At 67.9% G+C, this 25,215-nt stretch carries 22 protein-coding genes and 1 tRNA gene; 11 read left to right on the top strand and 12 right to left on the bottom strand.

Going from position 1 to position 25,215, the window contains the following annotated elements; genetic code table 11:
- Positions 1-12: 12 nt before the first annotated feature.
- A complete protein-coding gene (gene rng / locus VG561_RS16315) occupies positions 13-1,500 on the bottom strand; it encodes a ribonuclease G (protein WP_005418079.1) in 1,488 nt (495 codons plus the stop codon).
- The gene (locus VG561_RS16310; protein WP_032961948.1) at positions 1,493-2,101 is read right to left on the bottom strand and encodes a Maf family nucleotide pyrophosphatase; all 609 of its coding nucleotides are present in this window, start codon (positions 2,099-2,101) and stop codon (positions 1,493-1,495) included. Before VG561_RS16310 ends, rng begins: the two co-directional genes overlap by 8 nt.
- A 129-nt stretch (positions 2,102-2,230) precedes the next feature.
- On the opposite strand from VG561_RS16310, the gene VG561_RS16305 reads away from it, so the two are divergent.
- The 4 genes from VG561_RS16305 (at position 2,231) to VG561_RS16290 (ending at position 8,424) form a co-directional block, all read left to right on the top strand.
- A complete protein-coding gene (locus VG561_RS16305; RefSeq protein WP_423179800.1) occupies positions 2,231-2,971 on the top strand; it encodes an SIMPL domain-containing protein in 741 nt (246 codons plus the stop codon).
- 220 nt (positions 2,972-3,191) lie between these two features.
- Positions 3,192-3,842 (top strand): energy transducer TonB, encoded by a 651-nt coding sequence (locus VG561_RS16300; protein ID WP_423179799.1) that lies wholly within the window; start codon positions 3,192-3,194, stop codon positions 3,840-3,842.
- Between the two features lie 197 nt (positions 3,843-4,039).
- Positions 4,040-6,835, top strand: a complete 2,796-nt coding sequence (locus VG561_RS16295) for a TonB-dependent receptor (protein ID WP_014647941.1) — start codon at positions 4,040-4,042, stop codon at positions 6,833-6,835.
- Positions 6,836-7,002: 167 nt separating this feature from the next.
- Positions 7,003-8,424 carry a basic amino acid/polyamine antiporter gene (locus VG561_RS16290; RefSeq protein WP_046431885.1) on the top strand — a complete coding sequence of 474 codons (1,422 nt, stop codon included), beginning with the start codon at positions 7,003-7,005 and terminating at the stop codon, positions 8,422-8,424.
- Positions 8,425-8,473: 49 nt separating this feature from the next.
- Here VG561_RS16290 and VG561_RS16285 read toward each other — a convergent pair whose 3' ends face one another.
- The 9 genes from VG561_RS16285 to VG561_RS16245 form a co-directional block, all read right to left on the bottom strand.
- On the bottom strand, positions 8,474-9,400 hold the full coding sequence (locus tag VG561_RS16285) for an alpha/beta hydrolase (RefSeq protein ID WP_423179801.1): 927 nt from the start codon (positions 9,398-9,400) through the stop codon (positions 8,474-8,476).
- Between the two features lie 116 nt (positions 9,401-9,516).
- Positions 9,517-9,593 (bottom strand) — tRNA-Asn (locus VG561_RS16280).
- Between the two features lie 22 nt (positions 9,594-9,615).
- Complete coding sequence (gene rlmH, locus VG561_RS16275) at positions 9,616-10,086, bottom strand: 23S rRNA (pseudouridine(1915)-N(3))-methyltransferase RlmH (RefSeq protein ID WP_014647944.1); 471 nt, start codon at positions 10,084-10,086, stop codon at positions 9,616-9,618.
- Positions 10,087-10,152: 66 nt separating this feature from the next.
- The gene (gene rsfS, locus VG561_RS16270) at positions 10,153-10,563 is read right to left on the bottom strand and encodes a ribosome silencing factor (RefSeq protein ID WP_005418109.1); all 411 of its coding nucleotides are present in this window, start codon (positions 10,561-10,563) and stop codon (positions 10,153-10,155) included.
- Between the two features lie 58 nt (positions 10,564-10,621).
- On the bottom strand, positions 10,622-11,287 hold the full coding sequence (nadD, locus tag VG561_RS16265; RefSeq protein ID WP_014647945.1) for a nicotinate-nucleotide adenylyltransferase: 666 nt from the start codon (positions 11,285-11,287) through the stop codon (positions 10,622-10,624).
- Between the two features lie 3 nt (positions 11,288-11,290).
- Positions 11,291-12,328: a DNA polymerase III subunit delta gene (gene holA, locus VG561_RS16260; protein ID WP_032961944.1), complete on the bottom strand. Its 1,038-nt coding sequence runs from the start codon at positions 12,326-12,328 to the stop codon at positions 11,291-11,293.
- A gap of 12 nt (positions 12,329-12,340) precedes the next feature.
- Positions 12,341-12,916, bottom strand: a complete 576-nt coding sequence (gene lptE / locus VG561_RS16255) for an LPS assembly lipoprotein LptE (protein ID WP_032961942.1) — start codon at positions 12,914-12,916, stop codon at positions 12,341-12,343.
- Positions 12,917-13,053: 137 nt separating this feature from the next.
- Positions 13,054-15,696, bottom strand: coding sequence for a leucine--tRNA ligase (leuS, locus tag VG561_RS16250; RefSeq protein WP_164077469.1), 2,643 nt, complete (start codon positions 15,694-15,696; stop codon positions 13,054-13,056).
- A 105-nt stretch (positions 15,697-15,801) separates the two neighbouring features.
- Positions 15,802-16,401 (bottom strand): DUF998 domain-containing protein, encoded by a 600-nt coding sequence (locus tag VG561_RS16245; protein ID WP_046431876.1) that lies wholly within the window; start codon positions 16,399-16,401, stop codon positions 15,802-15,804.
- A 323-nt stretch (positions 16,402-16,724) separates the two neighbouring features.
- Between VG561_RS16245 and trxA the strand changes: the two genes are divergently transcribed.
- The 5 genes from trxA to VG561_RS16220 all read left to right on the top strand — a co-directional run bounded on the left by trxA (position 16,725) and on the right by VG561_RS16220 (position 22,296).
- Positions 16,725-17,582, top strand: coding sequence for a thioredoxin (trxA, locus tag VG561_RS16240; protein WP_423179798.1), 858 nt, complete (start codon positions 16,725-16,727; stop codon positions 17,580-17,582).
- Between the two features lie 107 nt (positions 17,583-17,689).
- Positions 17,690-19,390 carry a FecR domain-containing protein gene (locus VG561_RS16235; RefSeq protein ID WP_423179797.1) on the top strand — a complete coding sequence of 567 codons (1,701 nt, stop codon included), beginning with the start codon at positions 17,690-17,692 and terminating at the stop codon, positions 19,388-19,390.
- Positions 19,387-21,012, top strand: coding sequence for a CHASE2 domain-containing protein (locus VG561_RS16230; RefSeq protein WP_069116173.1), 1,626 nt, complete (start codon positions 19,387-19,389; stop codon positions 21,010-21,012). The genes VG561_RS16235 and VG561_RS16230 overlap by 4 nt, the downstream gene beginning before the upstream one ends.
- A 67-nt stretch (positions 21,013-21,079) precedes the next feature.
- Complete coding sequence (locus VG561_RS16225; protein WP_134809158.1) at positions 21,080-21,532, top strand: DUF4442 domain-containing protein; 453 nt, start codon at positions 21,080-21,082, stop codon at positions 21,530-21,532.
- Between the two features lie 47 nt (positions 21,533-21,579).
- Positions 21,580-22,296, top strand: a complete 717-nt coding sequence (locus VG561_RS16220; protein ID WP_126411233.1) for a hypothetical protein — start codon at positions 21,580-21,582, stop codon at positions 22,294-22,296.
- Between the two features lie 8 nt (positions 22,297-22,304).
- On the opposite strand, the gene VG561_RS16215 is transcribed toward VG561_RS16220, so the two are convergent.
- Positions 22,305-23,621, bottom strand: a complete 1,317-nt coding sequence (locus VG561_RS16215; protein WP_164077472.1) for a hypothetical protein — start codon at positions 23,619-23,621, stop codon at positions 22,305-22,307.
- A gap of 76 nt (positions 23,622-23,697) precedes the next feature.
- Between VG561_RS16215 and VG561_RS16210 the strand changes: the two genes are divergently transcribed.
- Both VG561_RS16210 and VG561_RS16205 read left to right on the top strand, forming a co-directional pair.
- Positions 23,698-24,381, top strand: a complete 684-nt coding sequence (locus VG561_RS16210) for a DUF502 domain-containing protein (protein WP_014647956.1) — start codon at positions 23,698-23,700, stop codon at positions 24,379-24,381.
- On the top strand, positions 24,378-25,163 hold the full coding sequence (locus VG561_RS16205; RefSeq protein ID WP_126411235.1) for a queuosine precursor transporter: 786 nt from the start codon (positions 24,378-24,380) through the stop codon (positions 25,161-25,163). The genes VG561_RS16210 and VG561_RS16205 overlap by 4 nt, the downstream gene beginning before the upstream one ends.
- Positions 25,164-25,215 lie beyond the last annotated feature (52 nt).

The following is a 25,215-nucleotide window of genomic DNA, read 5'->3' as shown; positions in this document are numbered from 1 at the left end:
AGCCGGCGAGGATCAGAGCAGAACGACATCGAATTGCTCCTGCAGGTACTGCTCGTCCGCCTGGAAGCGGATGCTCTTGCCGAGGAACTCTTCCAGCTCGGCCACCGCCGAGGATTCCTCATCGGTAATTCGCGCGACCACCTTGGTCGAGGCGATCACCAGCAGGCGCGCAGCATCGAACTGGCGCACGGCACGGGTGATCTCGCGGAAGATCTCATAGGTCACCGTCTCGGTGGTCTTGATGCTGCCGCGGCCGCTGCACTGCGGGCAGGTCTCCGACAGCTGGCGCTCCAGGCTTTCCACCGTACGCTTGCGGGTCATCTCCACCAGGCCCAGCGGCGAGAAATCATAGACCGTGGTCTTGGCATGGTCGCGGGCCAGCGCCTTTTCCAGCGTGCGCAGCACCTGGCGACGATGCTCCGCATCATCCATGTCGATGAAGTCGATGATGATGATGCCGCCCAGGTTGCGCAGCCGCAGCTGCCGCGCCACCGCCTGCGCCGCTTCCAGGTTGGTGCGGAACACCGTTTCTTCCAGGTTGCGCTGGCCGAGGAACGAGCCGGTGTTGACGTCGATGGTGGTCATCGCCTCGGTCTGGTCGATCACCAGGTAGCCACCGGATTTCAGCGGCACCTGCTTGTCCAGCGCGCGGCCGATCTCGTCCTCCACGCCGAACATGTCGAAGATCGGGCGGTCACCGGAGTACAGCTCCAGCTTCTCGGCCAGCACCGGCATGTACTTGGCGACGAAGGCCTGCAGTTGGCCGAAGGTCTCCTTCGAGTCCACCTTCACCTTGTCCACGTCCTTGCGGATCAGGTCGCGCACCGACCGCAGCGGCAGGCTCAGGTCTTCATAGATGATGCTGCACGACGGCGCTTCGCGGCCGCGGCGCTCGACCACGTTCCACACGCGCGACAGGTAGGCGATGTCCTCGGCGATGGCCTCGGCCGGCTGCCCTTCGGCGTTGGTGCGCACGATGTAGCCGTAGCCGCCGTGCTGCGCCGACAACTCGGTCACCAGCGCCTTCAGGCGGGCGCGCTCGGTTTCATCCTCGATGCGCGCGGACACCCCCACCACCTTGGACTGCGGCAGCAGCACCATGTAGCGCGAGGGAATGCTGATCTGCGTGGTCAGGCGTGCACCCTTGGTGCCGATCGGGTCCTTCACCACCTGCACCACGATGTCCTGGCCGTCACGCAGCAGCTCGACGATCGGCACGCTGGCCGGCGGCGGCAGGGTCGTGTTCTCGGTGTCGGCACTGGCCACCGGGGCCGGGCGCACCACGTCGTTGGCGTGCAGGAACGCGGCGCGCTCCAGGCCGACCTCGACGAACGCGGCCTGCATGCCGGGCATGACCCGCTGCACCTTGCCCTTGTAGATGTTGCCGACCACACCCCGGCGCCAGCCGCGCTCGATGTGCAGTTCCTGCAGCATGCCGTTCTCGATCACCGCGACCCGGGTTTCGCGGGGGGTCACATTGACCAGGATTTCCTCAGACATCGGCAGCCTCCCTGGCGGCATCGGCAGTGGGGGCCGGCACGCCACAGCGCGCCAGCAGACGATCGGTATGCAGCAATGGCAGCCCCATGACGCCGGAGTAGCTGCCGGAAAGATGTTCGATCCAGCGCTCGGCCCCGCCCTGGATGGCGTAGGCCCCGGCCTTGTCCAACGGCTCGCCGGTGGCGACATAGGCGGCGATGTCGGCGGCGGCGATCGGGGCGAAGGTCACTTCGGAAATGACCAGTTCGCTGTCCAGCCCGTCGGCGCCGACCACCACCACCGCAGTCATCACCTGGTGGGTGCGCCCGGCCAGGCGCGCCAGCATCGCGCGCGCGCCGGCGGCGTCGGCCGGCTTGCCGAACACTTCACCGTCCAGCACCACCTCGGTGTCCGAGCCGAGCACCCGCGCCTGCGGGTCTTCGGCCAGCACCCGGGCCAGCCCGGCGCGCGCCTTGTCGGCGGCGACCCGGCACACATACTGTTCGGCACTCTCGGTCGCGGCGCGCTGCTCGACGACCTCCAGGTCCAGGGCCTGGAAGGGGCGTCCGAGTCGGGCCAGCAACTGGTTGCGTCGGGGGGAGCGGGAAGCAAGATAGAGCATCGGCACAGCATAACCTGAGCCCGTCACCTGAATCGTCGGCAACCCGTTACGGAACGCGTACAACCCCTTACAGGCTCACAGCGCGTTCATCGCTACGACACCACCCTCACCGCACAACAAGGAGATCCCATGCGCCTGACCGCCACCCCGCTGCTGCTCGCCCTGTCCCTCGCCCTTGGAACCTCGATGACTGCCCATGCTGCTCCGTCGTCGTCGCCGTCGATCGCCGCCGCGGCCGAAGGCACCCTGCTGAACATTTCGGCCAACGCCGAGGCCACCCGCGTGCCGGACGTCGCCACCCTGTCGGCCGGCGTGGTCACCCAGGCCGCCGACGGCAACAGCGCCATGCGCCAGAACGCCCAGCAGATGGACAAGGTGCTGGCCGCGATCAAGGCCGCCGGCATCGCCGAGCGCGACGTGCAGACCAGCGGCGTCAGCCTCAACCCGCAGTACCGCTATGCCGACAACGAGGCGCCGAAGATCACCGGCTACCAGGCCAGCAACACGGTCAGCCTGAAGGTCCGTGACATCGCCAAGCTCGGCAAGGTGCTCGATGCGCTGGCCGCTCAGGGCGCCAACCAGATCAACGGCCCCAGCTTCGAGATCGACCAGCCGGAACCGGTCTATGACGAAGCCCGCTTGGCCGCGCTGAAGAAGGCCCAGGCCCGCGCCCAGACCTATGCCAAGTCGCTGGGCCTGCAGGTGCGCCGCATCGTCAGCATCTCCGAGAACAGCAGCGGCGGTTTCCGCCCGATGCAGATGATGCGCACCATGGCGGCCGGTGCGGCGATGGACAAGGCCACCCCGGTCGCACCGGGCGAATCGACCGTCTCGGTCAACCTGGACGTGGTGTTCGAACTGGGCCGCTGATCGCGTCCGCCGCGGTCGACGACACAGGCGGGTCCCGCAGGGGGCCCGCCTTTTTCGTGCCCTCCGCCGACACTGGCTGAAGGCCAGCCCAACGATCATGCCCCTGCCTCTAGGCAGTAGCCGTCGTGCCGCGCTACTGATGGACTGCCAGCCGCGTGCGGCAACCCCGCCACGGGCCCCTGGTGCGTTGAGGACTTCGTCACTGGCATGGAGGTGGATCATGGTTCGTACGTACCCCGTTGCATCCCTGCATTTCGACCCCGCCCGGGTGGCCGCCTGGAGCGCGGCGATCGCCCTGCACCTGCTGGCCTTCCTGTTGCTGCTCATCCCTGCGACCTACCAGGCCGTGCAGGTCCCGCGTGAAAAGACGCCGGTCCGGCTGATCGAGAAGATCCCGCCACCGCCAACGCCGCCGGTTCCGGTCACGCCCAAGGAGATCGTCCAGGTGGTGCCGAAACCGCGAACGCACCCGGTGGTGCCGCCACTGCCCGCGCCCACCGCGACCGTGGAGGAGACCCAGGGCATCGCGTTGCCGGCCACCGAACCGGCTCCGCCGCAGCTGGCGCCCAGCATCGACACGTCCACCCCTCTGGCCGGCGCCCAGCTGCAGTACCGCAGCGCCCCGCCGCCGACCTACCCCATCCAGTCCCTGCGCAACCACGAACAGGGCACGGTGCTGTTGCGGGTGGAAGTGGACAGCCATGGCCAACCGGTCGCGGTCGGCGTCGAGCGCAGCAGCGGCTCGCGCAACCTGGACCAGGCCGCCCGCCAGCAGGTGCTCCGGCACTGGCGCTTCGAGCCTGCCCAGCGTGACGGCGTGGCAGTTCCGGCCATCGGCCTGGTACCGGTACAGTTCTCGCTGCCCGACTGAGCCCCACCACCGGCCCGGCCTCGCGCCGGGCCGGTCCCTGCCGCTGCCCGGGAAATGCGGAGAGGCCAGGGACCAAGCGTTACCGATTAAGCAAAATTTCACGACTTCGTCACCTGCAGGAAACCTAGATTGGCGCGTCCCGGTATCGATCCGGCGACAGCCCTCAACGCTACGGTTTTCCAGTTAGGAGAGAAGCTGTGAAACACCCGATCCAACGGCCCGCCAGCCGCCGCCGCAGCACCCTGGCATCGTCCATCACCCACATCCTCACCGGCGGCGCCCTGCTGCTGGCCGGCGCCGTCGCTTCCTCCTCCGCCTTCGCGCAGGAAAAGGCCACCAACCTCGACCGCATCACGGTCACCGGCTCCAACATCCCGCGCACCAACACCGAGACACCGTCGCCGGTGCAGGTGGTGACCCGCCAGGAAATCGACCGCACCGGCAAGACCTCGCTGGCCGAGTACCTGCAGACCATCACCGCCGATGGCGCCGGCTCAATTCCCAAGACCTTCGGCAACGGTTTCGCCGGCGGTGGTGCCGGCATCTCGCTGCGCGGCCTGGGCGCCGGCTCGACGCTGGTACTGTTGAACGGCCGCCGCATGGCCACCTATGGCCTGGCCGATGACGGACAGAAGGTCTTCACCGACCTCAGCACCATTCCGCTCGATGCCGTCGAGCGCGTGGAAGTCCTGAAGGACGGCGCTTCGGCGATCTACGGCTCCGATGCCATCGCTGGCGTGGTCAACATCATCCTGCGCAGCGACTTCCAGGGCGCCATCCTGCGTGGCTCCTACGGCCTGTCCGGTGACAGCGATGGCGACGCCCGGAAGGCAACCCTGACCGCCGGTACCGGCGACCTGGCCACCGATGGCTGGAACGCCTTCTTCAGCCTGGACGTTGGCAAGACCGACGCGATCAAGATCAGCGACCGCAAGAACCGCAAGTGGATCGGTACCGGTGACACCCGCCCGTGGGGCTATGACAAGACCGCCCAGTTCCTCGGCGGTGCCTACACCCGTGGTGGCACCTCCGGCGGTTCCGGCCCGAATGGCTCCTACCTCGACGCCACCGGCCATCTGGTGCCGCTGCCGGGTTGCGCCGGCCTGACCACCATCGGTGGGCAGACCCCGGCCAGCATCGCCGCCGATGGCTGCCTGTGGGATCCGGCGCAGCAGTACCGCGACCTGATTCCGGAAGAGAAGTACGTCAACGTGTTCGGTCGCGCCAGCTTCGCCTTCGGTGAAGGCGGCGAGATCTACACCGAGATCGGCTACTCGAAGAAGGAAACCATCTTCAGCAACACCCCGTCCGGCGTGTCGGGCGGCTGGGGCTATCCGGGCGGCCCGGTCAACGCCAACAGTGGCCCCGGTGCCACCGTGCTGGGCCCGAACCATCCCGACAACCCGACCCCGGGCACGGCGCGCCGCGTGCGTTACTCGGCCTGGGATGTCGGCCCGCGCGTGACCGACAACACCAATGAGTTCAACCGCTTCCTGGTCGGCATCAAGGGCAACTGGGGCGACTGGAGCTACGACACCGCCTACCTGCACTCGGGCACCGACCTGACCAACAAGCGCACCGGCTTCCTGCGCTACAGCGCCGTCCAGTGTGCACTGGGCAATGCCAACTGCGCCGGTGGCGTGTGGCGTATCGGTGATGATGCCGGCAAGAACTCGCAGGCGCTGTACGACTACATCTCGCCCACGATCAGCGCCCGCGCCAAGTCCAGCCTGGACATGTTCGACTTCACCGTCTCGCGCAGCCTGATGGACCTGAAGGGTGGTCCGCTGGGCCTGGCGATCGGTACCGAGTGGCGCAAGACCAGCAACAGCCTGACCCCGCAGACCTACACCGACCAGGGCGACATCATCGGCCTGGGCTACTCGGCCTATGACGGCACCCAGAACGTCTACGCCGGCTACGTCGAACTGTCGGCACCGGTGCTGGAACAGCTGGAACTGTCCGGCGCCCTGCGTTACGACAAGTACGAAAGCGGCGAAGGCAAGGCTACGCCGAAGCTGGGCGTGAAGTGGACCCCGGCCGACTGGATCGCCCTGCGCGCCAGCTACGCCGAAGGTTTCCGCGCGCCGAACCCGGCCGAGAACGGTGACGGTGGCCTGGCCGCCTTCTCCACTGCGGTCGACCCGGTGCGTTGCCAGATCAGCGGCGGCGCTGCCAGCGAATGTGGCGCCAATTCGGTGGCGATCATCACCAAGCCGAACAAGCTGCTGAAGCCGGAAGAGTCCAAGAGCTACTCGGTCGGCATCGTGCTGCAGCCGACTTCGACCACCTCGATGACCGTCGATGCCTGGCAGATCAAGCGTACCAACGAGATCGTGCAGGGCAGCACGGCGGCGGCGATCCTGGCCGGCAACGTGCTGCGCGACAGCAACAATCTCAATGGCGTGGCCAACAGCGGCACCATCCTGGCGGTCAACACCGGCTACGTGAATGCCAGCTCGTCGCGCGTGCGCGGTATCGATACCGATATCCGCCAGACCTTCGAGATCGGCCCGGGCCAGCTGGAGCTGGACCTGCAGTGGAGCCACATCCTGAAGTTCGAGCGCACCGAAGGCGGCGACACGGTTGATTACGTGGGTACCCACGGCAACTGCGACGTCACCAACTGCATCGGTACGCCGAAGGACAAGGTCAACTTCGGCACCACCTGGAAGCAGGGCCCGTGGAGCGTCAGCGGCATCGTCAACTACATCAGCAAGATGGACAACATCGACAGCCGTGGTGGCAGCTACCTGGCCTTCTACGCTGACGGTACGCCGGTGAAGAAGATCTCTTCGTTCACCACGATGGACCTGTCCGGTCGCTGGAGCATCAACGACTCGTTCGAACTCAACGCCTCGGTGGCCAACGTGTTCGACCGCATCGCCCCGCTCGATCCGACCACCTACGGCGCGGTGAACTACAACCCGATGCACTTCTCCGGTGCGCTGGGCCGTTACTACACCGTCGGCTTCAAGTACACGTTCAAGTAAGACCGGTTGCAGCGTCACCTTCGAAGGCCCGGGCCGTTGCCCGGGCCTTCGTCGTTTTCACGCGGGCCGGTTCCTGCAGGCTGGCGCTTGCCTGCTGACTCTTGCGGACATGTTCACGAGGACATGGCTACCGTATGCTCGCGGCATTCGCGCCGCAGGGGATCTCCATGGCCGCGACATCGCAACGGCTGGGCCTGCCCGCGTTGACTGCACTGGTAGTCGGCTCGATGGTCGGCGCCGGCATCTTTTCACTGCCGCAGAACGTCGCGCGCAGCGCCGGCCCGGCCGCCGCCTTGATCGGCTGGGCGGTCAGTGGCGCCGGCATGCTGATGCTGGCCTTCGTGTTCCAGGCCCTGGCCAATCGTCGCCCCGACCTGGATACCGGCATCTACGCCTATGCGCGCGAAGGCTTCGGCAACTACATCGGCTTCTCCGCGGCGTGGGGCTACTGGGTGGCGTCGGTGCTCGGCAACGCCAGCTTCTTCGTACTGATCTTCAGTGGCCTCGGCCACTTCGTGCCGGTCTTCGGTGAAGGCAATACACCCGCCGCCGTAGCCGCTTCATCACTGCTGCTGTGGACCGTGCACCTGCTGGTGCTGCGCGGCCTGCGCACGGCCGCCATCGTCAACGGCCTGGTGACGGTGGCCAAGCTGCTGCCCATCGCGTTGTTCCTGATCCTGGCGGCGGGCGCGTTCCGCATGGACGTGTTCCGCGCCGATTTCCTCGGTACGCCCGCACTCGGCGACCTCGGCCAGCAGTTGCGCGGCATGATGCTGGTGACCGTGTGGGTGTTCATCGGCATCGAAGGGGCCAGCATCTATTCGCGGCGTGCCGCGCGCCGTGCCGACGTCGGCCGTGCCACGGTGATCGGTTTCCTCGGGGTCTGGCTGCTGCTGGTACTGGTCAGCCTGCTGTCGATGGGCGTGCTGTCGCAGGCCGAGCTTGCCGGGCTGCCCAACCCGTCGATGGCCTACGTGCTGCGCGCCATCGTCGGCGAATGGGGCGCGACGGTGATCATCATCGGTTCGATCGTCTCCGTGCTCGGCGCATTGCTGGCCTGGGTGCTGCTGTGCGCCGAAGTGCTGTATGCCGCCGCCGGTGATGGCACCATGCCGGCCTTCCTCGGCCGCGAGAACGCGCGTGGCGTGCCGGCCAATGCACTGTGGTTGAGCAATGGCCTGATCCAGTTGTTCCTGCTGATGGTGCTGGTCAGTTCGGGCAGCTACACCGGGCTGGTGCTGCTCGCTGCGTCGATGAGCCTGGTGCCCTACTTCCTGTCCACCGCGTTCGGCGTGCAGCTGGCCTGGCGCGGGCAGGCCTACGCCGGCGAACCAGGCGTGCGCTGGCGCGATTTCGGGGTCGCACTGCTGGCCAGCGCCTATGCGCTGTGGCTGGTGTATGCCGGCGGCCTGGACAACCTGCTGCTGTCGGTACTGCTGTACGTGCCCGGCGTGGTGTTGTTCGCTTTGACCCGGCGCCAGCGCGGCGAGCGGGTATTCACGCGCTGGGAGTGGGTACTGTTCGGCGCGATCCTGGCGGTGGCGATCGCCACGCTGGTGGCCTTCTGCAGAGGTGAGCTGGCACTGTAGAGCCGAGCCCACGCTCGGCTTCACACAGGCAGCCGAGCATGGCTCGGCTCTACAACTGGCGTTCCGCCAGCATGCCGATATCCTGCATCCAGCGCTCGGCCAGCTGCGGCCACGCCGCGACCGGTGCATCCTTCATGCGCAGCCCGAATGCGTGGCCGCCGCGTGCGAACAGGTGCATTTCCACCGGCGCGCCCGCGTCCGCCAGGGCACGGTAATAGGCCAGCGATTCACGCACGTCATCGGTGCGATCGTCGGTGGCCTGCGCGATGAACGTCGGCGGCACCTTGTCATCCACGGTGATGTCCCTGACCAGCGACAATCCCTTCCCGTGCCCTGCCCACAGGTGCCCGGAATACATCACCATCGCGAAATCGGGACGGCTGGGTTGCTCATCCGCAGCATCGACCGGCGCGTAGCTGCGCAGCGCGTGCGTGCTCAGTCCCGCCACCACGTGACCACCGGCGGAAAAGCCGATCGCCCCGATCCGCTTGGGATTGATTGACCAGCGCTCGGCCTGTGCGCGCAGCAGGCCCATTGCACGCTGTGCATCCTGCAGGGCCATCGGCACTTTCGGAATGTCGCGGCAGTTGCACTCGGGGTCCCAGTTCGGGCCAGAGGCTGGCACCCGGTACTTCAGCAATGCACAGGTGATGCCCTGTGCGGTCAGCCAGCCGCAGATCTCGCTGCCTTCCAGGTCCATCGCCAGCACCCGATAGCCTCCGCCAGGCACCACCATCACTGCGGTGCCGGTGGCCGGTCCCTTCGGTGGAAACACGATGAGGGTCGGCGCAGCGACGTTCTGCAGCATCATCCAGTGTTCGCCACTGGCTTCGGAGATCACTTCGCTGACCTGCTCGGGCCCCTTCAACTTCGGCGGCGCGATCACCGTGCCCTGCGGCCACAACGGAAGCTCGGTGGTGCCCTGTGGCGGATGCCAGGTGGAAGGCGCGGCCTTCGTTGTGGCGAACGGCACCATCGCCAGCAGCAGGAAGCTCGAGGACAGCAGCACGCGCATGATCGGCATCCATGGTTGCAGCAGCAGAGTGTAGCGACAAAAAAAAACCTGCATCTTGCGATGCAGGTTTCTCAAGGTGGCGCCCGAAGTTGGACTCGAACCAACGACCCCCTGATTAACAGTCAAGTGCTCTAACCGGCTGAGCTATTCGGGCAGACGACTAGTATAACCACTCTTCACGCGCGATGGTAGGGGTGATTGGCAATCATTGCGGCGGCCCGATACAGCTGCTCGGCCACCACCAGGCGCACCAGCATGTGCGGCAGCGTCAGCGGTCCGATCGACCACTTCTCATCGGCCAGCGCGGACACCTCCGGCGAATGCCCTTCCGGGCCACCAATCAGGAACGCCAGGTCGCGGCCCTGCCCGCGCCAATGCTCCAGGCGCTGTGCCAGCTGTTCGGAACTCAGCTGTCGTCCTGGCACATCCAGTGCCACCACATAGGCGTTCTTCGGCAGCGCAGCGATGACCCGCTTGCCTTCCTCTTCAGTGGCGCGGCGCGGATCACGTCCCTTGCCGCGCAAGCCGGGCTCGATTTCCACCAGCTCGAACGGCAGCCAGTGCGACAGCCGCTTCTGGTACTCGGCGAAGCCCTGCGCGACCCAGCTGGGCGCGCGTTCACCGGTGGCGATCAGGCGGGCTTTCATCTACACGGTCCTCCAAAACGTCGACGGCGCCATCGGCGCCGTCGAAGGGATGCATCAACGTGCGGCTCAGGCCACTTCGTCGTCGCTGGACGGCGGCTGGTCGCCAACGGTCCACAGGCGCTCGAGGGCGTAGAACTCACGCACGCGCGGCAGCATCACGTGGACGATCACGTCGCCCAGATCGACCAGCACCCACTCGGCTTCGCGCTCGCCTTCAACACCCAGCGGCATCACGTCGATGTTCTTGGCGAAGCGCACGACTTCATCGGCGATCGACTTGACGTGGCGGGTCGAGGTGCCCGAAACGACGATCATGTAGTCGGCAACGCTGGACCGGCCGCGCACGTCGATCTCGACCAGGTCCTTGGCCTTCAGGTCTTCGGTGGCTTGGCGGACGCTGGCCAGCAGTTCCGGCACGGACGGCGGCGGGCTGGGCAGATCGACCTTGATGGTCTGGGGCTGGGTCTGGTTGCTCAAAGTGGATCGACTCGATAAACGTGGGGGCGATTATACGGGGATGGCGCGGCGGCGCCATTCACGCTGTGGCCGGGCGGTACAGCCCGTGTGCAGCGACGTAGTCCGCGACGGCCGGCGGCAGCAGGGCGCGCCAGGGGCCACCGGCGGCGATCTGCGAGCGCACGGCGCTGGCCGATTCCTCGCGCAGCGGGTGGTGCAGGCGCAGGATGCGCCCGGCCGGGCTGGCGAACAGGGCCTGTTCGTTGTCGGCCCAGCGCCCCTGCAGGGCACGCCCCAGTTCACCGTCGATCGACGCCTGCAGCGGGCTGCCCGGCCGCTCGGCCACCACGAAGTGGGCCAGCCCGAACAGGGCCTCCCATTCGTGCCAGCCGGACAGGCCCAGCAGGCTGTCGGCGCCCACCAGCCAGGCCAGGGGCCGGCTTGGGCCCAGCTCGCCACGCAGCTCGCGCAGGGTATCGACGGTGTAGGACGGACGACCGGGATAGCGCGTGGCACGGTCCAGTTCACGACGGTCCAGCAGCAGGCCCGGCTCGTCGCCGATGGCCAGCGACAACATGGTGCAGCGCTGCTCGGCGGTGGCGCCGGGCACCGCACGGTGCGGCGGATCGCCTGCCGGCAACATGCGCACGGCCACCTGCAGTTCGTCCCGGGCGGCTCGCGCGATTGCCAGATGCCCCAGGTGCACCGGATCGAAGGTGCCCCCGTAATAGATCCGCAGGCTCATCGCTCAGGCCCGCGCCAGCAGGCGCACGGCACGCGGTTCGGCCACGGCCACCAGCAGGCGCTCCAGCGCCAGCCAGGCATCGCCGTCGGCCCGCCCCTTGGCGATGCGGTCGACCAGCCCGGCTTCGGCCACGAAGCGTTCCCAGCGCTTGCCTTCCGGGTGCCGCTGCAGCGCGCGCTTGTAGGGCGCCTGCCGTGATTCCCAGATGCCACGCGATTTCATTTCGGCGGCCAGGTTGCCGCCACGGGCCTGCACACGGGCCAGGCCGGCACCGGCCAGCAGTTCTCGGATCACGATCGGCATCAGTGCGGCCACCGCTTCGCCTTCGCCGCGCAGGCCAGCCAGCATGCGCAGTACGGCCGGCGGCTGGCCGGAGAACGTCGCCTCCACCAGCCGGAACACGTCGTAGCGGGCAGCGTCAGCCACCAGCGATTCCATCCGCTCCACATCCAGCGGCTGGCCATCGGCCAACAGCGCCAGCTTGTCGATTTCCTGGGCGGCGGCCAGCAGGTTGCCCTCCACCCGCTCGGCCAGGCGCTGCACGGCGGCCGGGTCGGCACGCAGGCCCTTGCCGCGCAGGCGGCGCTCGATCCAGTCCGGCAGTTCGTGCGGCTTGATCGCCCAGGCCACCGACAGCACGCCGATGCGGCTGACCGCCTCGGCCCACTTGCCCTGATGGGCCTTGCTCCATTCATTGGCGGTGATCATCAGCACCACGTCCGGCGCCGGATTGGCGCAGAACTGGCTGATCACTTCGGCGCCGTCCTTGCCGGGCTTGCCGCTGGGCAGGCGCACCTCGACCAGGCGGCGGGCGCTGAACAGGCTGGGCGCATTGAAGCTGGCGTCGAGCTGGTTCCAGTCGAAATCCCGCCCGTCGGCGTCGAACACTTCGCGTTCGCCGATGCCGGAGGCGCGCGCGCGCGCGCGGACGGCATCTGCCGCCTCCAGCACGCGCAGGGTTTCCGGGCCTGCGATCAGGTACACCGGCGCCAACGGGGTGTCAGCGCCCTGGCTGGCCAGCTGCTCCGGACGCAGTTCCATCGTCGCTGCCGCTCAGTGCTTGACGTCGGCGGCCGGCACCGCACCCTCGATCGGCTTGGCCTTCGGCGCGGACAGGCTGCCGCCCTTCTCGATCTCGGCGCGGACCACGCTGTCGATACGGCGGATGATCGAGGCGGACATTTCCCGGCGCAGCTCCGTGGCCAGGATTTCGCGTTCGGTGGTGGTACCGGTGGCGTCGGTCGGCGGCGACACATAGTCGCGCGACAGTTCGATCACCTGCTGCGGCACCAGTTCGCTGCCATCCTCGCGACGGAAGATGAAGATCACCGCGTAGCGCAGGCTGTATTCCTGTGCGCGGCCCTGCGAGTCGATGGCGATCGGCAGGTCACCCCAGCGCTCGGACAGCACCTGCAGCTGGGCGTTGGGTCCCTTGCTGTCCTCATCGGCCAGCTTGGCACCGGAGGCCAGCAGGCTGCGGTTGAGCAGCTTGACCAGTTCACTGTACGGGGCGGTGGAGACCACCTTCACCGGGGCAGTGTCGGTCGGCAGCATCAGCTTGTTGCGCAGATGGAAACCGCAGCCGGCGAGGCCGAGGACAAGAACGAGGGCAAGCAGGATTCGGGTCATGGAGACAGTCTGGCGGAGCCGGGCGATCACGGCAACACACAGCGTGCCCGAAGCCGCGTGAATGCAGGGCCATCAGGCGCCCGGCCCTGCTCATGGAATGGCACCGGCCACCGCGCGGGTGACCGGTGCCGGGGACATCAGGCAGCGACGATGTTCACGATCTTGCCCGGGACGATGATGATCTTGCGCACCGTCAGGCCTTCCATGAACCTGGCCGCGTTGGGCTCGGCCAGGGCCAGCGCCTCGACCTGCTCGCGCGCGGCATCGGCCGCCACCTCGATGGTGCCACGCAGCTTGCCGTTGACCTGCACCGCCAGGGTCAGCGCATCGCGCACCAGCGCGCTGCTGTCGGCCTGCGGGAACGGCTGGTCTTCCAGCAGCGTCTCGCCATGACCCAGCACCTGCCACAGGGCGTGGCTGGCATGCGGGGTGATCGGGTTGAGCAGCAGCACGATCGCCTGCAGCGCTTCCTGGCGCACCGCGCGGCCCTGCTCGCTGCCATCCTCGAACTTGGCCAGCGCGTTCATCAGCTCCATCACCGCAGCGATCGCGGTATTGAAGCTGTGGCGGCGGCCATAGTCGTCACCGACCTTGCCGATGGTTTCATGGGTCTTGCGGCGTAGCGCCTTCTGGTTGGCATCCAGCGCCGCGGCATCCAGTGCCGGGGCGGCACCGTCGGCAGCGTGCTTCTGCACCTGGGCCCAGAGGCGGCGCAGGAAGCGGGCCATGCCGTCCACGCCGGCTTCGTTCCACTCCAGCGACTGTTCCGGCGGTGCGGCGAACATCGAGAACAGGCGCACGGTATCGGCGCCGTACTTGCCGACCATCGCCTGCGGGTCCACGCCGTTGTTCTTCGACTTGGACATCTTCTCGGTACCACCGACCACCACCGGCTGGCCGTCGGCGATCAGGGTGGCGCCGGTGATGCGGCCGCGCTCGTCGCGCTGTACTTCCACGTCGGCCGGGTTGATCCAGTCCTTCGAGCCGTCCGGGTTCGGGCGGTAATAGGTTTCGGCGATCACCATGCCCTGGCACAGCAGGTTGCGCGCCGGTTCGTTGCTGTCCACCATCCGCGCGTCGCGCAGCAGCTTGTGGTAGAAGCGGAAATACATCAGGTGCAGGATCGCGTGCTCGATGCCACCGATGTACTGGTCCACCGGCAGCCAGTAGTTGCCGCGCTTGTCGACCGCATCACGGGCACCCGGCGAGGTGTAGCGGGCGTAGTACCAGCTCGACTCCATGAAGGTGTCGAAGGTGTCGGTCTCGCGCTCGGCCGCGCCGCCGCATTCCGGGCAGGTGGTCTTGCGCCATTCCGGGTCGGTCTTGATCGGCGAACCGGTGCCGGAGAACGCCACGTCCTCCGGCAGCACCACCGGAAGCTGTTCTTCCGGCACTGGCACTGCGCCGCACTTGGCGCAGTAGATCACCGGAATCGGGCAGCCCCAGTAGCGCTGGCGGCTCACGCCCCAGTCGCGCAGGCGGTAGTTGACGCGGCGCTGGCCCTGGGCCTTGCGCTCGAAACGTTCGGCCAGGGCTTCAAAGGCGCCCTGGAAGTCCAGGCCGTCGAATTCGGCCGAGTTGACCAGTTCGAAGGCACGGCTCTTGTCGCTGTACCAGTCCTGCCAGCGGCTACCGTCCCAGTTGCGCTCTTCTTCAGTGCGCGGGTCCTTCAGCGCGATCACCTGCTTGATCGGCAGGCCGTACTTGTTGGCCACTTCATTGTCGCGCTGGTCGTGGCCCGGCACCGCCATCACCGCGCCGGTGCCGTAGCCCATCAGCACGAAATTGGCGACCCACACCGGGACCGGCTCGCCGGTGACCGGATGCAGCGCGCGCAGGCCGGTGTCCATGCCGCGCTTTTCCTGGGTTTCCAGTTCAGCCTCGGACACACCGCCCTGCTTCAGGTCGGCCAGCAGCGCGGCCAGTTCCGGATTGTTCTTCGCCGCATGCAGCGCCAGCGGGTGTTCGGCAGCGATCGACACGAAGGTCACGCCCATCACCGTGTCCGGGCGGGTGGTGAACACGCGCAGCGGGTCCAGCGCGCTGCCATCGACATCGCGCACATCGAACTGGATCTCCAGGCCCTCGGAACGGCCGATCCAGTTGCGCTGCATGGTCTTGACCGATTCCGGCCAGCCGTCCAGCTCGTCCAGGCCATCCAGCAGTTCCTGGGCGTAGTCGGTGATGCGCAGGAACCACTGCGGGATCTCGCGCTTCTCGACCAGGGCGCCCGAGCGCCAGCCGCGGCCGTCGATGACCTGCTCGTTGGCCAGCACGGTCTGGTCGACCGGGTCCCAGTTCACCACCGCGTTGCGGCGGTAGGCCAGGCCCTTGCGCATCAGGCGGGTGAACATGCGCTGCTCGTGGACGTAATAGTCCGGACGGCAGGTGGCGAACTCGCGCGACCAGTCGATGGCATAGCCCAGCGACTTCAGCTGGCTGCGCATGTGGTCGATGTTCTTGTAGGTCCACGCCGCCGGCGCGGTCTTGTTCTTGATCGCAGCGTTTTCCGCCGGCAGGCCGAACGCGTCCCAGCCCATCGGCTGCAGCACGTTGTGGCCGGTCATGCGCTTGTAGCGGCTGATCACGTCGCCGATCGTGTAATTGCGCACGTGGCCCATGTGCAGCGCACCGGACGGGTACGGAAGCATCGACAGGCAGTAGTACTTCGGCTTGTCCGAAGTCTCGTCGACCTCGAAGGCACGGGTGGCGTCCCAGTACTGCTGGGCGGCGGATTCAACCTGCTGCGGGTCGTAGGCGTTGGTTTCAGCGCTGGTCATGGAACACGCGGATGCGGCGGCAAAGCGGTACAGCGTACCGCAGTGCGGCAAATGGCTCCAATCCTGCCTGCCGGACGCCGGCGCCGCGGCGCTCGGGGAGGCGTCTCAGCGCGGGCGCGACAGCGGCAGGGCCGCCGCCAGCCAGACCAGCCAGCAGGCGAACGCGAGCCGTTGTGCCATCGGCGCCGGCAGTGTGCCCTGCAGGGCGAACGCCGCCAGCGCGGCCAGCACGCCGCAGCCCAGGGCCACTGCGCCCGAGGCCCGGCCATGCGCCTGGCGCAGATGGGACACGCCCAGCAGCACGGTGCCGGCGACGAAACCCAGCACCCAGATCATCCAGGCGCTGGCATGCAGCTGGCTGGCGGGCCCATGCAGGTCATCCACGTCCAGTGGCAGCAGCCCCATCGCGGCAAAGGCCAGACCGGCCAGCAGCAGCATCTGGCTGCCGACCCGTGGCGCCCAGCCAGCAGTGGCCGGCAGACTGCGGCGCAGGCGCTCAGCCACCGCCACCGCCAGCACGCCGGGCAGCACGAAACCCAGCAGATTGAAGGCCAGCGCATGCGGTACACCGCGCGCACCCAGCAGCGCCACCGGGTGGCGAGCCTGGGCATAGCCGTCCAGGCCGGCACCGAAGCCGGCCACGGCCAGGACGAATACGACTGCCGCAAGCAGCCCCAACCAACGATCAAGCCGGACCACGGACATTGCGCGCAATCACCCGGAAAGGAATGGACCACGGCATTGTCGCGGCAGCGGCGCGATGCGCCAAGCGCGGCGCATTCCAGAGCACTTCAATATCCGCCTGCTGCGCCTACCGTGATGCTCGAGGCATGGCAGTTCCGCCCTGTCGCAAGCGCGCCTCCCCATCGAAGCCTGTCGCCTCCGGCTAGTGGGTGATCCACTCGCTGCACTGCGCCCCTGCCGGCCCGCCAGCACCACTCGAGGGCGTACTCCGTGATCGCAGGGTTGAGACCGACATCGATCGTCACCATAGAATCGGTCTCCAGATGCCAAGCGATGCCTCCCCCATGACCGAGACGACCTACGTATTCGACGCCACCACTGCGACCTTCGAGGCCGAAGTCCTGCAGAAGTCGCTGCAGACGCCGGTGCTGGTCGACTTCTGGGCCACCTGGTGCGGGCCGTGCAAGACCCTGGGCCCGATGCTGGAAAAGCTGGCTGCCGAGTACAACGGCGCTTTCGAGCTGGCCAAGGTCGATGTCGACAAGGAACAGCAGATCGCGGCGGCCTTCCAGATCCGCTCGGTGCCCACCGTGTTCCTGGTCAAGGGCGGCCAGCTGGTGGACGGCTTCCCCGGCGCCATTCCGGAAGGCCAGCTGCGTGAATTCCTGGCCCAGCACGGCATCGTGCCGGCCGATGTCGGCGATGCCGCCCCTGAAGATGACGCCCCGCTGGACCCGCAGGCGCAGGTCGACGTACTGCGCCCGCAGATCGCCGCCGAGCCGGACAAGGATGAGCTGAAGCTCGACCTGGCCCTGGCCCTGCTGCAGATCGGCGGCGTGGACGAGGCCGGTACCCTGATCGACGGCCTGCCGGCCAATCTGGCCACCGACGACCGCGCCGTGCGCGCCCGTGCCCGCCTGGCCTTCGCCGCTGCGCTGAAGGATGCCCCGGCGGCCGAGGTGCTGGAGGCCCGCATCGCCGCTGATGGCAAGGATCTCAAGGCCCGCCACCTGCGCGGCGTGCAGCTGCTGCTGGGCGGGCATGACGAGGCCGCCCTGGCGCAGTTCCTGGAAATGCTGCGGATCGACCGTGGATTCGAGGAGGGCCTGCCACGCAAAGCCTTGATCGACGCCTTCAATGTGATCTCCGACGAGGACCTGGTGGGCCAGTACCGCCGCAGGATGGCGTCGCTGCTGTTCTGAACGGAAGCCCGCTCCGTTCAGAATCCCTGCACTGAACGCGGGCAATAATGCGCGCGCTGGCGGCCTTGCGGTCGCCACGATCCGTTCGGGGGGATGAGGTCGGGGCCATGGGGTCTTGCAGCTGCACCCCCGCATTGCCGGGATTGCAAACTGTGACCGTCGTCCGCTCTCTGTCGTTCGCCATGCGTTTAACGGGCGCCCTGCTCTGCGCCCTCCTCCTGCCGCCTGCCATCGCCGGCGCCCAGGACTGGAACTACCGGGTCCGGCCCGGCGACACCCTGTGGGACCTGGGTGGGCTGTACCTGAAACCCTCGGTACGCTGGCAGCAGCTGCAGCAGCACAACCGCATCGACAACCCCTACCAGTTGCCGCCGGGCCAGCTGCTGCGCTTCCCGATCAGCTGGCTGCGCACCGAACCGGCGCCGGCCCGGGTGCTGTCGGTGCGCGGCAAGGTCGAGCTGTCCGGTGCCGATGGCACGGCGACCCGTGCGCTCCAGGCCGGCGAGCAGCTGCATATCGGTGACACCGTGGAAACCGAGGGCGATTCCAGCATCACGCTGGAATTTGCCGATGCCTCGCGCCTGCAGCTGCGCGAATACTCGCGCCTGCGCCTGGACCAGCTCAGCCGCTATGGCCACACCGGCATGGTCGACACCCGCCTGCGCCTGCAGCAGGGGCGCGCCAGCAACCGGGTGACGCCGGCGCGCGGCCCGGCCTCGCGCTACATCATCGATGCACCCACCGCGACCAGCAGCGTGCGCGGCACGGTGTTCCGGGTCAGCGCCGGGGATACAGGGCACGTCGGCGCCACCGAGGTCCTGCAGGGCAAGGTGCAGGTCGGCAACCCCCATGGCCAGCGGCTGGTACGGCCGGGGCAGTCCACCCGCAGCAGCAGCGCCGATGCGGCCCCCGCCGCGGTCTCGGCCCTGCTGCCGGCGCCGGCGCTGCGCAATGACGCGCTGCGCCTGGCGCCGCTGCCGACCCTGCTTGCCTGGGAACCGGTCACTGGCGCCGATCACTACCGGGTGGAAGTGGTGCAGGCGGCAACGCCGGAGATCCTGCTGTTCGCCACCTCCACCGTCGACACCCGGTTGGCGATCGGCGACCTGCCGCCCGGCCAGCTGCGCCTCCTGTTGCGCGCGGTCGACGCACAGGGCGTCGAAGGCATGGATGCGAGCGCCGATTTCGAGCTCAGTGACCAGCCACCGCCGCCGCTGACCGTATCGCCGCTGCATGGGCAGACGATCAACAGCGACCGCCCGCGCTTCCGCTGGAGCCAGGCCCCCGGTGCACGCAGCAGCGTGCTGCAGATCGCCGCCGAACCCAGCTTCCGGCAGCCACTGCAGGAGCAGGCTACCCATGCGACCGACCTGCGCCTGGCGCAACCGCTGCCGCCCGGACAGTACTACTGGCGCGTGGCCTCGCGCGATGCCGAAGGCCACCAGGGCCGCTATGGCCAGGCGCTGCCGCTGCAGCTGAGCAACGAGCCGGTGGACCCTGCACTGCAACCGCCCGAGGCCGCGCACGGCGAGCTCACCCTGCGCTGGCAGGCCGGCAGCGAAGGCCAGCGCTACCGGGTGCAGGTGGATCGCCGCGGTGACTTCAAGGCCCCATTGATCGATGAAACCGTGGCCCAGCCGCAGGTGAGCTTCAAGCGCCCGTGGAGCTGCACGCTGCACGTGCGCGTGCAGTACATCGACGATGACGGCCACGCCGGCGAGTTCTCCCCTGCCCAGCAGATCCCGTTGCCATGCCGCCTGTGCTACGGCGCCGGTGGCGGTGCACTGCTGCTCTGGTTGTTGTTGTGAGGCGCTCGCCGCTGCCATGGTCGAAGCGGATCCTGCTGGCCCTGCTGGCCGGCGTGCTGACCATCGTGGCCAGCCAGGGCCAATGGCTGTGGCGGCAGGACGAGGCGGCCTATGACGCACTGGTCGGCAACTGGGACTACCGCCCCGACCCCAGCGTGCTGATCGTGGCCATCGACGAAGGCAGCCTGCAGCGTATCGGCCAGTGGCCCTGGCCGCGCTCGGTGCATGCCCGCCTGCTGGACCGCCTGACCGATGCCGGCGCCGAACGCGTTGCGCTGGACCTGATGCTGTCCGAACCCGACCGTCGCGACAGCCGCCAGGATGATGAGCTGGCGGCCGCGATCCGACGCAACGGCCGGGTGGTGCTGCCGGTGCTGGCGGCACCGGCGGCCGGCGACCGCATGGCCGAGGAAATGCTGCCGATCCCGCAGATCGCCGCCAGTGCCGCCGCGATCGGCCACACCGATGTCGAGGTGGATGGGGACGGCGTCGCCCGCGGCGTCTATCTGCACGCCGGTATCGGACGGCCGCACTGGCCGGCACTGGGCCTGGCACTGGCCGACCTGCCGGCGGGTGCGGTACGCGGCCTGCCCGACCCCGACCCGGCGCTGGGCTCGCCCTATCAATGGCGTCGCGATGATTACGTGCGCGTGCGCTACGCCGGCCCGCCCGAGCGGCTGCCGCAGGTGTCCTATGCGGACGTGCTCGATGGGCACGTGGATGGAGCGATGCTGCATGGCCGCCGCATCGTGGTCGGCATGACGGCCAGCGGCATCGCGCCTCGCCTGCTGACCCCGACCACCCGCGAGTTCTGGATGAGCGGCAGCGAGTACCAGGCCAACATCACCTCGATGCTGCTGCAGCACAAGCAGATCGACGTGCTGCCGCACGCCTGGCAGCACGCCATCAGTGGCGTGCTGGTGGCGCTGTGCGTGATCCTGCTCGGCCTGCGCCTGCCGTGGCTGGTCGCGCTGTGTTCGCTGCCGATGCCGCCGCTGCTGAGCTGGCTGCTGCTGCGCACCGGTGACCTGTGGTGGGCACCGGCCAGCGCGATGCTGGGCGTGGTGCTGGCACTGCTGGTCTGGGCGGTGTGGCGGATCTCGGCCTGGCACCGCCTGGCCAACCGCGATGCCCTCACCGGCCTGGGCAACCGCCTGCGCTTCGAGCAGTCACTGCAGCAGGAATGCGACGCCGCGCGGCGCAGTGGCAAGCCATTGAGCCTGGCGCTGATCGACGTCGACCACTTCAAACGCCACAACGACCGCCATGGCCACCAGGTCGGTGACCGCGTGCTGCGTGATGTCGCCCGCCTGATCGGCGCGCATGCGCGCCGCCCGCGCGACATGGCGGCGCGCTACGGTGGCGACGAATTCGCACTGGTGCTGCCGGATACGCCGGCCGAGGGCGCGCGCCGGGTGATCGAGGACCTGATTGCCTGCGTGCGTGCACTGCCGGCGCCGGGCGACGGCAGCGATGACGGCGTCACGCTCACCATCGGGGTATTCACCCGCGTGCCCGACGGTGACCTGCAACCGCACCATTTCGTGGAAGGCGCCGACACCGCCCTTTACCAGGCCAAGGCCAACGGCCGCGACGGGTTCATGATCGACGGCGGGACGTGACTCCCGGGGTGCAACATACGCATGCGAATGGTTAGACTGGGCACCTCGCCTCGCGCCCCGGACCCGCATGAACGCCCGCCTGTTCCGCTTCGGCATCAACCTCTGGCCGCCGTTCCTGTTCACCGGCATCCACGTCACCCGGATCACGCCCGATTACCGGCAGATCGACGTGGCACTGCGACTGCGGCCGTGGAACCGCAATTACGTGGGCACGCATTTCGGCGGCAGCCTGTTCGCGATGACCGATCCATTCTGGATGCTGGGCCTGCTGCACATCCTCGGCCGTGACTATTACGTGTGGGACCGGGCCGGTACGATCGATTTCCTCAAGCCTGGCCGGGGCACGGTGCGTACTTCGTTCCGCATCGATGATGCACTGCTGGCTGAACTGCGTGCCGAAGCGGCCGGCGGCGAAAAGGTGCTGCGCTGGTTCAGCAACGATGTCGTCGACGAAAGCGGCGAAGTGGTCGCCCAGGTACGCAAGCAGGTGTACCTGCGGTTGAAGCCGCACGCACGCTGATCCAGCACGCGCGCGCTATCCTCGGCCTCCCTGCCATGGAGGCTCCGATGCGCCCGTATGCGCTTGCCACACTGCTGACCCTGCTGTCCTTCACCACCCACGCCCTCGACCTGCCACCGGTGCAGTATCCGACGCTGCCGGCCCAGGCGGCCAATGCCGCCGGTTTCGTCCCCCAGGGCTGGGCACTTGAATCGAGCGTCGAAGGCGATCTCGACCAGGATGGCCGCGCGGACCTGGTGCTGGTGCTGCGTCAGCAGGCGCCACGCAACGTCATCGAGCACGATGGCTTGGGTCCCTCGCCGTACGACAGCAACCCGCGCATTCTCGCCGTGGCGTGGTCGCGCCCGTCCGGCTATGTGCTGGCGGTGCAGGACCACCAGCTGATACCGCGCCCGGACAATCCGGTGATGAGCGACCCGCTCGAAGACGGCGGCGTCAGCATCCAGCGGGGCACCCTGAAGGTCGCACTGTTTTCATTCGCCAGCGCGGGCAGCTGGTCAATGGGCACGACCGCCTTTACCTTCCGTTGGCAGGACGATGCCTTTGCGCTGATCGGCTACGACCAGAATTCGGTGATGCGCAATTCCGGGCAGACCGAGTCGGTGAGCGTGAACTTCTCCACCGGCAGGGTAAAGCGGAGCGAAGGCAGCATCGAGGACGACAAGGACAGCGTGCACTGGGAGGCCCTGCACAGCCGCCGCCGCTGGACGCTGCAGACCATTGGTGATGGCTGGGCATTCGATCCGCTGGCGGGCAGCGACTGAGACGCTGCTCAGTCGCGCGCAGCAGCGGCCGGGGCGTTCTCCATCACCAGCGGCACCGACAGCCATGGGCTCTCGTCGGTGCTGCGCGACGGTGAACGCCGCGGCACCTGCAGACGGCGGCCATCGGCCGACAGCTGCGGTGCCCGCACCGGCGAGCGGAACTGCGCAGGCAGGCGCTGCAGCGCATCCACCGGATCCTGCGCCTGCTGCCGCAGCCAGCGCTGCGCGCCGATCAGCCGCACCATCGCGGCGGCATCCTGGGTCCGTGACGAATAGGCCGGATAGACCGGGCGGGCAATATCGGTCAGCACGCACCCCAGGATGTTCGACAGGCAGCCAAAGTCATGCTGCGGCGGTGCCGGCACCGGCAGCGGGCGATCCGCTTCCAGCGCCGCCATCGCCGCCGCGCCGCAGGCCCAGCCCAGATTGCCCGCCGCGCGCGCCAGGGTACTGCTGCGATCCAGTACCAGCACCCCGCCCAATTCCTGCGCCGAGGTTTCGATCGCAGCCCGGCTCATCGCGTACTCACCCTGCATCGCACGGCACAGGCTCTGTTCGGCGGCCAGCATCGGCTGCATTGCCTGATCGCATTCCGCTGGCAACGGATGGTCGGCCGGCAGTTCGACCAGCATGTCGGCCAGCAGTTGGGCATTGGCCTGCACCAGGCTGGCACCGATGATGCTCTCCACCAGGTAACTGCCGCCCGTCACCAGCCGCCGGCCCAGCTGAAGACCCCTGCAACTGCCACGCAGCGCACCGTCGATATCGCCCTGCACATAGGCCAGCGCGCGTGCGCTGGTGGCATCGATCATCAGGCCATAGGTCGGCATCGGCACCAGGATGCCGTCGCCCTTGGGCCGGAATGGCGACACGAAGTGGTCCGCATCGGCCAGCTGGTCCAGGCGCGCATGCAGCTGCTGGTGGCCAGCGTGGGCATCGACGAAGCGCTGCGGGTCGGCGCGCACCTGGCCCAGGCAGTCACTGGCGGTCGGCCCGCAGCTGGCCGCCGGTCGTGATCGCAGCGCGTCATGGTCCTCCGCCAGCTGCGGTCCGGCGCCGCCATTGCCGCGCGGATCGGCCTCCCAACGCTGCACGTCGCGGGCCAGGGCCTGTTCGCGCTGGCGCGCGTCCAGATCGTCGAACGCGAGCGTCCACAGCAGCGCAAAACCGTTGTGGCCGTGGACAGGCAGGCGGGCCTGCAGGCGCTGCTGGGCCTGTAGCCGCGATTCCGGCACCGGCCACATGCGCGAGGCGCACCACACCACGATGGCCAGCACCAGAAGGCCTGCCAGGGTCCAACCCAGTCCGCGCAGAATCTTCAACACAGCTTCCCTTCCATGTGCCGTTGCCGCAGTCGATTGCCCAGCGTAATCGACCGGCCGTGACCGCTACAATGCGCACATGTCGCTCGAAGCCCCCGCCCTGGTCCCCCGCCCCTCCCTGCAGCGCCTGTTCCTGACCGGCCTGCTGACCCTGCTGCCGATCTGGCTGACCTGGGTCGTGGTCAAGTTCGTGTTCGTGCTGCTGTCGGGCATTTCCAGCCCGTTGGTGGTGCCACTTTCCGAGCAGATCGCGACAAGCTTTCCGCACTACCTCGGCTGGGTCCGGGCCGAGTGGATCCAGAACACCATCGCCCTGCTGGCCACCCTGCTGGTGATCCTGGCGGTGGGCGTGGCCAGCCGCCGCGTGCTGGGCCAGCGCCTGCTGCGCTGGGTCGGCGCGGTCATCAAGCGCATTCCGCTGGCCAGCATCATCTACGACAGCGCCAAGAAGCTGCTGGACATGCTGCAGACCGAACCGGGCAGCACCCAGCGCGTGGTGCTGATCGACTTCCCGCACCGCGACATGAAGTCGGTCGGGCTGGTCACCCGCGTGATCAAGGAACACGGCACCGACCGTGAACTGGCCGCGGTGTACGTGCCCACCACGCCGAACCCGACTTCGGGTTACCTGGAAATCGTGCCGGTGGAACTGCTGACCCCGACCGACTGGACCGTCGACCAGGCCATGAGCTTCATCATTTCCGGCGGCGCCGTCGCGCCGTCCAGCGTTCCGTTCACGCGCGCCGGCGATCGCAGCGAATGACCGCGGCGCCGATCGAGCGCCCGTTGCAGGACCGCGCGGTCCTGCTGTTCATCGTGCTGGCTGCGTTCTTCTGCGGCAATGCGGTGCTGGCCGAACTGATCGGGGTGAAGATCTTCGCGCTGGAAGACACCCTCGGCATCGATCCGCTGAACTGGAACCTGTTCGGCCAGACTGGTTCGCTCAGCTTCACCGCCGGCACCCTGCTATGGCCGGTGGTGTTCATCATGACCGACACCATCAACGAGTTCTTCGGCAAGCGCGGCGTGCGCTTCATCTCGTGGCTGGCCGTGGTCCTGATCGCCTATGGCTTCCTGTTCGCCTTCGCGGCGATCTCGCTGGCGCCGGCCAGCTGGTGGGTCACCTCCATGGACGGGCACGGCGTGCCGGACTACCAGGCCGCATTCGCAGCGGTGTTCGGCCAGGGCATGTGGACCATCGCCGGTTCACTGGTGGCCTTCCTGCTCGGCCAGCTGATCGACGTGGCGGTGTTCCATCGCATCCGCCAGGCCACCGGCGAGCGCCACGTGTGGCTGCGTGCGACCGGGTCCACCGCGATCTCGCAGGTGGTGGACAGCTTCGTGGTGATCTGGATCGCCTTCGTGCTCGGCCCGCAGCACTGGCCGACCTCGCTGTTCCTGGCCGTCAGCAGCGTCAACTACATCTACAAGATGGGCTTTGCAATTGCCCTGATTCCGGTGCTGTACCTGATGCGGCGTGCGATCACCCGCTATCTGGGCGCAGACAGGGCCGCTGCGCTGCGCGCGGCGGCGGCGGCTGACTGAAGCCCCAGCGGCGGCAAGCTGACTGCGCCTTCACGCTGGCCGTACGCGGCCG

This window comes from Stenotrophomonas sp. CASM110 (assembly GCF_049384345.1).
Classification (GTDB): domain Bacteria; phylum Pseudomonadota; class Gammaproteobacteria; order Xanthomonadales; family Xanthomonadaceae; genus Stenotrophomonas; species Stenotrophomonas muris.
Note: the sequence above shows the minus strand (reverse complement) of the source record. Positions and strands in the feature narration are given on the sequence as shown.

Coding starts and splice junctions, on each gene's coding strand:
- rng (WP_005418079.1), bottom strand. CDS start 1,500: ATGTCTGAGGAAATCCTGGTCAATGTGACCCCCCGCGAAACCCGGGTC.
- VG561_RS16310 (WP_032961948.1), bottom strand. CDS start 2,101: ATGCTCTATCTTGCTTCCCGCTCCCCCCGACGCAACCAGTTGCTGGCC.
- VG561_RS16305 (WP_423179800.1), top strand. CDS start 2,231: ATGCGCCTGACCGCCACCCCGCTGCTGCTCGCCCTGTCCCTCGCCCTT.
- VG561_RS16300 (WP_423179799.1), top strand. CDS start 3,192: ATGGTTCGTACGTACCCCGTTGCATCCCTGCATTTCGACCCCGCCCGG.
- VG561_RS16290 (WP_046431885.1), top strand. CDS start 7,003: ATGGCCGCGACATCGCAACGGCTGGGCCTGCCCGCGTTGACTGCACTG.
- VG561_RS16285 (WP_423179801.1), bottom strand. CDS start 9,400: ATGGTGCCGTTCGCCACAACGAAGGCCGCGCCTTCCACCTGGCATCCG.
- rlmH (WP_014647944.1), bottom strand. CDS start 10,086: ATGAAAGCCCGCCTGATCGCCACCGGTGAACGCGCGCCCAGCTGGGTC.
- nadD (WP_014647945.1), bottom strand. CDS start 11,287: ATGAGCCTGCGGATCTATTACGGGGGCACCTTCGATCCGGTGCACCTG.
- holA (WP_032961944.1), bottom strand. CDS start 12,328: ATGGAACTGCGTCCGGAGCAGCTGGCCAGCCAGGGCGCTGACACCCCG.
- lptE (WP_032961942.1), bottom strand. CDS start 12,916: ATGACCCGAATCCTGCTTGCCCTCGTTCTTGTCCTCGGCCTCGCCGGC.
- leuS (WP_164077469.1), bottom strand. CDS start 15,696: ATGACCAGCGCTGAAACCAACGCCTACGACCCGCAGCAGGTTGAATCC.
- VG561_RS16245 (WP_046431876.1), bottom strand. CDS start 16,401: ATGTCCGTGGTCCGGCTTGATCGTTGGTTGGGGCTGCTTGCGGCAGTC.
- trxA (WP_423179798.1), top strand. CDS start 16,725: ATGACCGAGACGACCTACGTATTCGACGCCACCACTGCGACCTTCGAG.
- VG561_RS16235 (WP_423179797.1), top strand. CDS start 17,690: ATGGGGTCTTGCAGCTGCACCCCCGCATTGCCGGGATTGCAAACTGTG.
- VG561_RS16225 (WP_134809158.1), top strand. CDS start 21,080: ATGAACGCCCGCCTGTTCCGCTTCGGCATCAACCTCTGGCCGCCGTTC.
- VG561_RS16220 (WP_126411233.1), top strand. CDS start 21,580: ATGCGCCCGTATGCGCTTGCCACACTGCTGACCCTGCTGTCCTTCACC.
- VG561_RS16210 (WP_014647956.1), top strand. CDS start 23,698: ATGTCGCTCGAAGCCCCCGCCCTGGTCCCCCGCCCCTCCCTGCAGCGC.
- VG561_RS16205 (WP_126411235.1), top strand. CDS start 24,378: ATGACCGCGGCGCCGATCGAGCGCCCGTTGCAGGACCGCGCGGTCCTG.